Raw genomic sequence first — 8176 nt, forward strand, 5'->3', positions numbered from 1 at the left:
CTCCGTCAACCGACCTTTTTCAATTTCCGCTGACGCTGGGCCGAGGCCGGTTGTCGGGCGCAAACGGGGTGAAGGGCCGCCGAGGAGCTTCCCTCTTCAGTATCCGTCACCGAGTCGATTGAGGCTGCGGAACCTAGCGACCGAACCTGCGAAAATCAAGAGCCTTTGGAGCTTTCGATGTTCGCCGGTGGGCCGCGGCTCCGAGCGAGCGCGGCTTGTATCGGGAGGCCGCGCCGACTCGCAACCCCTCTTCTGAACAAATGTCGCGCCGCCGCGGCGTCCGGCGCTTGCGATCACCCGCCCCGCCCGGCAAACACGGGCCCAGGAGACTTTATAAAAGATGCTCTCGCACAAGGCCCGGTACGCGCTGCGCGCGCTCGTCGAACTGACCCGTGAGAACGGGGGGCAGATGACGGCCGCCGACCTGGCCGCCCGGGCCGACGCGCCGCGCAAGTTCCTCGAGGCGATCCTTCTGGAGCTGTCGCGCCGGGGAATCGTTCGCAGCCGGCGCGGAAAGTTTGGCGGCTACTCCCTGGGGCGGGCCCCGGAGGCCATTTCCTTCGCCGAGGTGATCCGGGTGATCGACGGCCCGCTGGCCCTGGCGCCGTGCGTCAGCCGCACCGCTTTCCGCAAATGCGACGACTGCCCCACCCTCGAGGGCTGCTCTCTCAGGGAGGCGCTGCTGCGCGCCCGCGACGCCACCGCCGACGTTCTGGAAGGCTACAGCCTCGCCGATGCGGCCAGGGCCGAGGCCGCCGAGATCCCCGCCAGCCTCTAGCCGGCGGCGATATAGGCCTTCAACCCGTCCGCCTCGGCCTCGATCTCGCTGATCTTGTGCTTCACCAGGTCGCCGATCGAGATGATTCCGGCCAGCCGACCGTCGCGCATCACCGGCAGGTGGCGGATTCGCCGGTCGGTCATGCGGGTCAGCAGCGAGTCGACCGTCTCGGCCGGGGTCGCGAACACCACGTCGCGGGTCATGCAGACGTCGACCGGCCGGTTGAGGGCCCCGCCCCCCTCCTCCGCGACCATGCGGACGATGTCGCGTTCGGAGACGATGCCGACGACAGACTCGCCATCGACCACCACCATGGCCCCGACCCGTCTTGAATGAAGCAGGGCGGCCACCGCCCCCACGGTTTCGCCGGGTCCGGCGGTAAAGACGAGATCGCCCTTGTCCTTGAGGATCTGGGAAACGAGCACAGCCGGCACCTCCCTCTTTATATAGTAGTTGTCTGCAGGCTCCCCCAAACCCTCGCCGGAATCAACGTTCCTCGCGGTAACTTGCCCGTGCGAGGCGGGTGAAGGGGCCGATCAGCAGCAGGCCGGCGATGAATCCGGCGATATGGGCCTCCCAGGCTATGCGCAGGCCGTCCGCGGCGAGGCCGGTCAGGCCGATCAGCAGGTTCAGCACCACGACCGCCGCGATCTGGGCGCGCACCGGGCGGTCCCAGACCCGCCACAGGCCGCGCCAGCGTCCGAGCAGGCGCGCCGCTCCACCCCACAGGCCGCTGATCGCCCCGGAGGCGCCGACGACCAGATCCGTCCCCTGCGGGTGAACAGCGACATAGCCCAGACCGCCGAGCACGCCGCACACCAGAAAGTAGAGCAAAAACGTCCCCCCGGCCCGCGGACCCGGCCCAAAATGCCGGGCGACGGCCGGGCCGAAGGCCAGCGCCGCCCCGGCGTTCATCAACAGATGGACGAGATTGGCGTGCAGGAAGATGTGGCTGACGAGCGTCCACCAGCGGCCTTCGGCCAGGGCGGGCCGGGACAGCGCAAGACCCGCCAGCGCGTCGGGTGAAAGCAGGAGAACCTGAACGCCATAAGCGATCCCGAGCAGGGCGATCAGGGCCAGGCTGACCCCAGGCGCGTTGAACAGGGGCTCCCGTGACGGCGCTTCCGGCCCGACTGCATCACCCTCGAACTCAGTCACATAAATTCCTTCCGCCTTAACCAAATCCCCAAGGGTTCGCCCGCAGGATGAAAGCTGTCCTGATTTGGCACGTTCATTGCTTGTGCGCTGGCGTGCATTTTATCCGCGCGGAGCTTTTTTATGACGGCGTTCTCTTCCAAGAGCCTTTTCGCAGTCGGCGCCGCGGTGGTGCTCGGCGGTCTGGCCTTCGCGTCCGCCGCCGGAGCCCAGCAGATGAGCACGAACTCGGCCTCGTTCAATGCCGGTTACGGCCGCACCTCCGGCCAGGAGAACCGCGGCGTCGAGTACGGCACGCGCGATTCCTCGGGCAACCGGCTGATCGTCGACGGTCTGATCCAGAGCGGCGAGACCCAGAGCAACTTCTCCCAGATCAGCGGCGGCGTATTCGCCTCGGGATCGGGCGTCGGCTCCGGCGGCAGCTCCACGGCCATCGGCAACAACCTGGTCGTCATCACCCAGGGCAGCTGGAACACCGTCATCGTCACGTCGGTGCAGACCAACACCGGCGACGTCACCGCCGGGACGACCACCAACGGGGGCAACTGATGGCCAGCGCCGGAGCGCGCATCGGCGCGCTGCTCTCCGCCAGTTCGCTTATCCTCTCGGCCTGCGCCACGCCCGTGGCCGGGTCGAACGGACTCTATGCGACGCCGATCGGCACGGCGCCGGTGACGGCGAACCCGACCCCCTACACCGACGCCCTGGTCTGCATCGCCCAGTACGCCCGGCAATATAACCTGCGCGCGCCGCGCATCTCGGTCGGCCGCATCAGCGACCTGACCGGCAAGGAAGAGGCCGACGGCTCCGGGCGCAAGATCACCCAGGGCGCCTCGCTCATGGCCATGACGGCCCTGGCCAAGGCCGGCATCCCGCAGGTCGAGCGGTTCGACACCTCGGTCTCCGAGCTCGAGCTGAAGTACGCCAACAACAAGCTGATCACCGACGGCCCGACGCCCGGCGTGGACGGCCCGGTCGATCCGCGCAAGATCTTCTCCGGCCAGGTCGCCGGTTCGGACTTCTACATCACCGGCGGCATCACCGAGCTGAACTACAACATCCGCTCCTCCGGGGCCGACGCCCTGGCCGGCGACCGCGACGCCGAGGGGGCCAAGGGCAGCTTCCGCGCCCGGGTGTTCGTGATGAACATCGCCATGGATATCCGGCTGGTGAACACCCGCACCCTCGAGGTGGTCGACGTCATCTCCTACCAGAAGCAGATCGTCGGCCGCGAAGTGGGCCTGGGCCTGTTCGACTTCCTCAATGGCAACGTGTTCGACATCTCCGCCGGCACCGGCGCGCTGGAACCCGTCCAGCTGGCCGTGCGGTCGCTGGTCGAGCGGGCCGTCGTCGAGATGTCGGCCAATCTGTACGGCATGCCGGGCCCGCAGGCCTGCATGACCTCCGATCCGCTGGGGGGCGGGACCACGGGCGCCACGGGCGGCTTCACGCCGGCCTACAACAACCTGGGAACCAACAATGCCACGACCCGCGCGCAGCCTGATCGCTGGAACGATGGCCGCAGCACCGGTGATAGCGCTCCTCTGCGCGGCCGGTACTAGTCAGGCCCAGACCCCGCCCAGCGGGGTGCTCAACAACCAGATCCAGCTGGGCGACGTCTTCGCCACCCAGACGATCAACGTCGTCTCGGTCACCGACGGCGTCGGGGCCCAGACCAACGCCACCGGCAACAACCTGATCGGCGCCACCGACGGCGCGGACCTGAACATCACCTCGAACCAGACCATGGCCGGGTCGGCCATCGCGTCCACCACGGTCAACGCCACCGGCCGGCTCGGCGACAGCTCGCAGATCAACACCACCGCCATCGGCAACGCCGTCGAGGCCGGCACGACCCAGGGCACGATGGTCGGGGTCTATACCCAGATCGCCACCGCCGCCCCGAACGTCACCGCCAGCGGCATGCTCGAGGCGGACACCGCCGAGGCCGGCGATGTCGGCCTGGCCACCACGGCCGCGGTCAACAGCGTCTCGCTGGGCCTGACCAACGGCTCGGCCGGGGTGCTGGTCAACCAGACCAGCGCCGCCTCGGTCCTCGCCGACGGCGGGGCGGTCATCGGCTATGTCAGCGGCACGGCGGACGTCTCCGGCGTCGCCTCGGGCAACACCATGAGCCTGGTCGGCACGGACTCCTCGGCCGCGCGCGCCATCGTCTACCAGAGCAACACCGCCGCCCTGACCCAGGCCAGCCAGTTCACCGCCTACGGCAACGTCCAGACGGCCAGCACCAGCGCCACAGCCAGCGGCAACGTCGCCGTCTCGACCAACGAAGGCGTGCTGCTCGACGTGACGGCCACCCAGTTCAACCAGTCCTACGTCCGGGCCCAGGCCGAAAGCGCCGCCTACCAGTTCGGCGAAGGCGCCTCGACCGCCTATGCGGTCGGCAACTCGACCCTGGCTGGCAACTCCGGCGAGGCCGTTGAATTGACCAACGTCCAGGTCAACACCGGGGGCGGCGTCGAGGCGATCGCCAGCTTCGAGGGCACGGACGGCTACGACGGCTATTCCCGCGCGACGGCGGTCGGCAACGACACGACCGGCTACGCCTGCACCACCTGCTACGGCTCGATGACCGTCGACAGCCGCCAGACCAACAGCGCCGACGTCGGGGCGACCTCGACGACAACGATCGGCTCGGGCCGGGTGATCAATTCCACCTCCACCGCCGTCGGCAACAACGCCAGCTTCTACGTCACGCGGCCGGGCACCTAGGGTCGAGAGTCTCCTGGTTCCCTTCCCTCCTTCGTTTGGGGAAGATCGCAGCCTACGAAGCAGGTCTGGCGGCGGACCGGGGACAGATCGCGCGGCCATCCTATCGTCTTGCGATGACGGGCGCCCCCTCACCAGCCGGCCACGCCGACCCCTTTCTCCCCAAGGCGAGACGGACCGTTCGGGATGGCTCGGCGGCGCACTCATGCACACAGTTTACGTCCACCCGACGGCCCCGGGGGCTCGCGCCGCGACGATTTGGGGTGGGTGTCCCGCTCCTGTCCCGCTTTGTCCCGGGACGATCCGTCCCCATTGTCCCGCTGTCAGGCGAGCGCCCACCGCAGCAACCCCGCCGCCGCGCAGCCGAGGATCACCAGCACGACATTGGCCTTGAAGCGGATCAGGGCGACGCCCGCCGCCAACGCCAGGGCCGCGGTGATCATGTCCAGGCTGGTCAGGGCCGGCAGCCAGACCGTTCCGCCCCACGGCCAGCGATATGCGGTGCTGCCCGCGAACACCACATGGACCGCGAACCACAGGGCCAGGCTGGCGATGACGCCCAGCACCGCCGCCATGACCGCACCCAGCGCGCCCCGCGCCAGCCGGCTGCGGCGCAGGGTCTCCGACCAGGGCGCGCCGGCGAAGATGAACAGGAAGGACGGCACGAAGGTCTGCCACAGGGCCATCAGGAACCCGAGCGCCGCCCAGGCCGTCGCGCCGCCCGTGGCGTTCCAGCCGGCCATGAAGCCGACGAAGGTGTTGACCAGCACCAGCGGCCCCGGCGTCGTCTCGGCGAGGCCCAGACCGTCGACCATCTGGGCCGTGGTCAGCCAGCCCTGGGCGTCGACGGCCTGCTGCTGCAGCCAGGCCAGCAGGGCGTAGGCCCCGCCGAAGCTGGTCGCCGCCAGGGTGGCGAACACCGTCCCCACCTGGGTCAGCCAGTGGCCCGCGCCGAGCAGCCGGGCGCTGACCACGAGGGGAAACAGCCACAGGATCAGCCAGACCATCACCGTGGCCAGCGTCCGACGCTTGCCGGGGCGGTCGGTCGCGGACACAGGCAGGGCGTCAGACGCCGCGTCCGGCGCGCCGCGCGCCGCCCCGATCAGACCGGCGACCAGAACCACCAGCGGGAACGGCAGGGCGAACAGGGCCAGCGCGACAAAGGCCGCCAGGGCGATGGCCGCCTCGAACCGACCCTTCAGCGCCCGCCGGCCGACGCGGAGCAGCGCCTCGGCCACCAGGGCCATGACCGCCGCCTTGACCCCGCCGAAGGCCGCCGCGACCGGGGCCACGTCGCCATGGGCCGCATAGAGCCAGGCCAGGGCGAAGACGACCGCCGCCCCGGGCAGGACGAACAGCGCCCCGGTGATCAGGCCGCCGACCGTTCCGCGCAGCGTCCAGCCGACATAGGTCGCCAGCTGCTGCGCTTCCGGCCCCGGAAGCAGGGTGCAGAAGCTTAGCGCGTGCAGGTAGCGCGGCTCGTCGATCCACTTCTTCTCGTCGACGAAGACCCGGTGCATCAGGCTGATCTGGCCCGCCGGGCCGCCGAAGCCGAGGCAGCCGATCTTGAGCGAGGTCAGGGTCAGGTCGCGCAGGCTCGGCGTCATCAGGGGGGTCGCCGGGGTCGCGGTCATGGCGGAACGCTACCAGCGCCTCGTGACGATCTCAAATCGCACCGTTCGCTCTTTCCCCCTCGCGAATATATTGGCATCATCCATGCCAACACATTCGAGGCCGGTCGCGGCCCGGCGGGAGGCAATCGATGATCAACCCCTGGCTCTGGGCCGGCGCCCTAGCGGTCTACGTCCTGTTCCGCGCCTGGTACGACAACTGGCGCGGCCCGCTGAAGCCGGCGGAAATCGAGGCCATCATGGCCCGCGTCGAGTCCGGCAAGGCCGCCGAGTACAATGATCCGGCCAAGCTGCGCGCCTTTCTCGAGGCGGACGACGGCCGCGAGTTCTTCATGTTCAACCTGGTGAAGATCGCCGGCGGCGAGGCGCCGCACCCTGAAACCGGCGCGCCGACGCCCCGCCAGGCGCTGATGCAGCGCTACACCCGCACCTTCATCCCCGCGCTGATCGCCCGCGGCGGCCACCCCGCCCTCGCCGCCCGCAAGATCGCCGGCTACATCGACGCCTGGAAGGTCGGTCCCGACCCCGGCTGGTCGATCATCGGCTACATGCGCTACCGCAGCCGCCGCGACATGATCGCCATGGCCACGCACCCCAGGTTCCAGGCCATCCACGACTTCAAGATCCTCGGCACGGCGGAGACCTTCTCCTTCCCGACCCGGCCGATCCTGATGCTGCTGATGCCGCCCCGCCTGTCGGTGGCGCTGCTGCTGCTGCTGGTCGCCGCCTTCGCCCAGATCGCCCTGCTCGTTCTCTGACCCGGAGACCTTCGATGGACACTGTTTCCCTCAGCGGCGCGCCCGGCTCGCCCTACAGCCGCAAGATGCTGGCGGTGCTGCGCTACCGGCGCATCCCCTACCGCCTGTTCTGGCCTGGCCGCGAGCCCGCCGACTACCCCTCGCCGAAGGTCCGGCTGCTGCCGACCTTCTATCTGCCGGGCGAGGACGGCGCGCTGACGGCTGTCACAGATTCGACGCCGCTCATCCGCCGCTTCGAACGGGACTACGGCGACCGGCTCCTGCGCCCCGCCAGCCCCGCCCTCGCCTTCCTCGACTCGCTGCTTGAGGACTACGGCGACGAATGGCTGACCAAGGCGATGTTCCACTACCGCTGGTCCTACAAGGCCGACATCGACCAGGCCGCCGGCGTCCTGCCGTCCTGGCGCGGCACGCTGGACGACGACATGCTGGCGGCCATGGGCAAGGCCTTCTCGGAGCGCCAGATCAGCCGCCTGCGCTATGTCGGGTCCAATGCCGTGACCGGCCCGGTGATCGAGGCCAGCTACGTCCGGCTGCTCGACCTGCTGGAAAATCACCTGAAGCAGCACACCTTCCTGCTCGGCGGCCGCCCCGGGGCCGGTGACTTCGGCCTCTATGGCCAGCTGACCCAGCTGGCCGCCTTCGACCCGACGCCGACCACCCTGGCCGCGCACCGCGCACCGCGAGTGATGGCCTGGGTCCAGCTGGTCGAGGACCTGTGCGGTCTGGAGCCCGCCGACAGCGACTGGTTCGATCCCGCGGCGCTGCCCGAGACGCTGAAGGCCATCCTCGCCGAGACCGGCCGCGTCTACGCGCCGCTGATGGCGGCCAACGCCCGGGCGGTAATGGCCGGGGCGGAGAGCGTCGAGACGGAGATCGACGGCCATCCCTGGAGCCAGCAGCCGTTCCCCTACCAGGCCAAGTGCCTCGGCTGGCTGCGGGAAGAATACGCGGCGCTGTCGGCCGGAGACCGGGCGCTGGTCGACGCGGCGCTGGCCGGGACCGGGTGGGCGGGGATGTTCGGGTAGGGCGGAGGGGTTAGGGGATTAGGGGCTAGGGGCTAGGGGCTAGGGGCTAGGGGCTAGGGGCTAGGGGCTAGGGGCTAGGGGCTAGGGGCTAGGGGC

At 69.5% G+C, this 8176-nt stretch carries 9 protein-coding genes; 6 read left to right on the forward strand and 3 right to left on the reverse strand.

The genetic code is table 11. The features are described 5' to 3' along the window. Nucleotides 1–340: 340 nt before the first annotated feature. Nucleotides 341–778 (forward strand): RrF2 family transcriptional regulator, encoded by a 438-nt coding sequence (locus tag AC1RN0_RS17845; protein WP_492788814.1) that lies wholly within the window; start codon nt 341–343, stop codon nt 776–778. Here AC1RN0_RS17845 and AC1RN0_RS17850 read toward each other — a convergent pair. Together AC1RN0_RS17850 and AC1RN0_RS17855 are read right to left on the reverse strand one after the other, a co-directional pair. Next, complete coding sequence (locus tag AC1RN0_RS17850; protein ID WP_492788815.1) at nt 775–1203, reverse strand: CBS domain-containing protein; 429 nt, start codon at nt 1201–1203, stop codon at nt 775–777. The two genes, AC1RN0_RS17845 and AC1RN0_RS17850, sit on opposite strands and share 4 nt — an antisense overlap. Nucleotides 1204–1264: 61 nt before the next feature. Continuing rightward, entirely contained in the window at nt 1265–1936 is a 672-nt protein-coding gene (locus AC1RN0_RS17855; RefSeq protein ID WP_492788816.1) for a rhomboid family intramembrane serine protease, read from the reverse strand. Between the two features lie 120 nt (nt 1937–2056). On the opposite strand from AC1RN0_RS17855, the gene hfaA reads away from it, so the two are divergent. The 3 genes from hfaA to hfaD are packed head-to-tail and all read left to right on the forward strand — an operon-like array spanning nt 2057 to nt 4666. Beyond that, nucleotides 2057–2482 carry a holdfast anchoring protein HfaA gene (gene hfaA / locus AC1RN0_RS17860; RefSeq protein ID WP_492788817.1) on the forward strand — a complete coding sequence of 142 codons (426 nt, stop codon included), beginning with the start codon at nt 2057–2059 and terminating at the stop codon, nt 2480–2482. Then, the gene (hfaB, locus tag AC1RN0_RS17865) at nt 2482–3495 is read left to right on the forward strand and encodes a holdfast anchoring protein HfaB (RefSeq protein ID WP_492788818.1); all 1014 of its coding nucleotides are present in this window, start codon (nt 2482–2484) and stop codon (nt 3493–3495) included. Before hfaA ends, hfaB begins: the two co-directional genes overlap by 1 nt. After that, nucleotides 3464–4666 (forward strand): holdfast anchor protein HfaD, encoded by a 1203-nt coding sequence (gene hfaD, locus AC1RN0_RS17870; RefSeq protein ID WP_492788819.1) that lies wholly within the window; start codon nt 3464–3466, stop codon nt 4664–4666. Before hfaB ends, hfaD begins: the two co-directional genes overlap by 32 nt. Nucleotides 4667–4986: 320 nt before the next feature. On the opposite strand, the gene chrA is transcribed toward hfaD, so the two are convergent. Further along, nucleotides 4987–6297 carry a chromate efflux transporter gene (chrA, locus tag AC1RN0_RS17875; RefSeq protein ID WP_492788820.1) on the reverse strand — a complete coding sequence of 437 codons (1311 nt, stop codon included), beginning with the start codon at nt 6295–6297 and terminating at the stop codon, nt 4987–4989. 128 nt (nt 6298–6425) lie between these two features. On the opposite strand from chrA, the gene AC1RN0_RS17880 reads away from it, so the two are divergent. Both AC1RN0_RS17880 and AC1RN0_RS17885 read left to right on the forward strand, forming a co-directional pair. Beyond that, the gene (locus AC1RN0_RS17880) at nt 6426–7052 is read left to right on the forward strand and encodes a hypothetical protein (RefSeq protein WP_492788821.1); all 627 of its coding nucleotides are present in this window, start codon (nt 6426–6428) and stop codon (nt 7050–7052) included. A gap of 14 nt (nt 7053–7066) precedes the next feature. Further along, a complete protein-coding gene (locus AC1RN0_RS17885) occupies nt 7067–8080 on the forward strand; it encodes a glutathione S-transferase family protein (RefSeq protein ID WP_492788822.1) in 1014 nt (337 codons plus the stop codon). Nucleotides 8081–8176 lie beyond the last annotated feature (96 nt).

The organism is Caulobacter sp. GW821-FHT12F03, assembly GCF_058806855.1.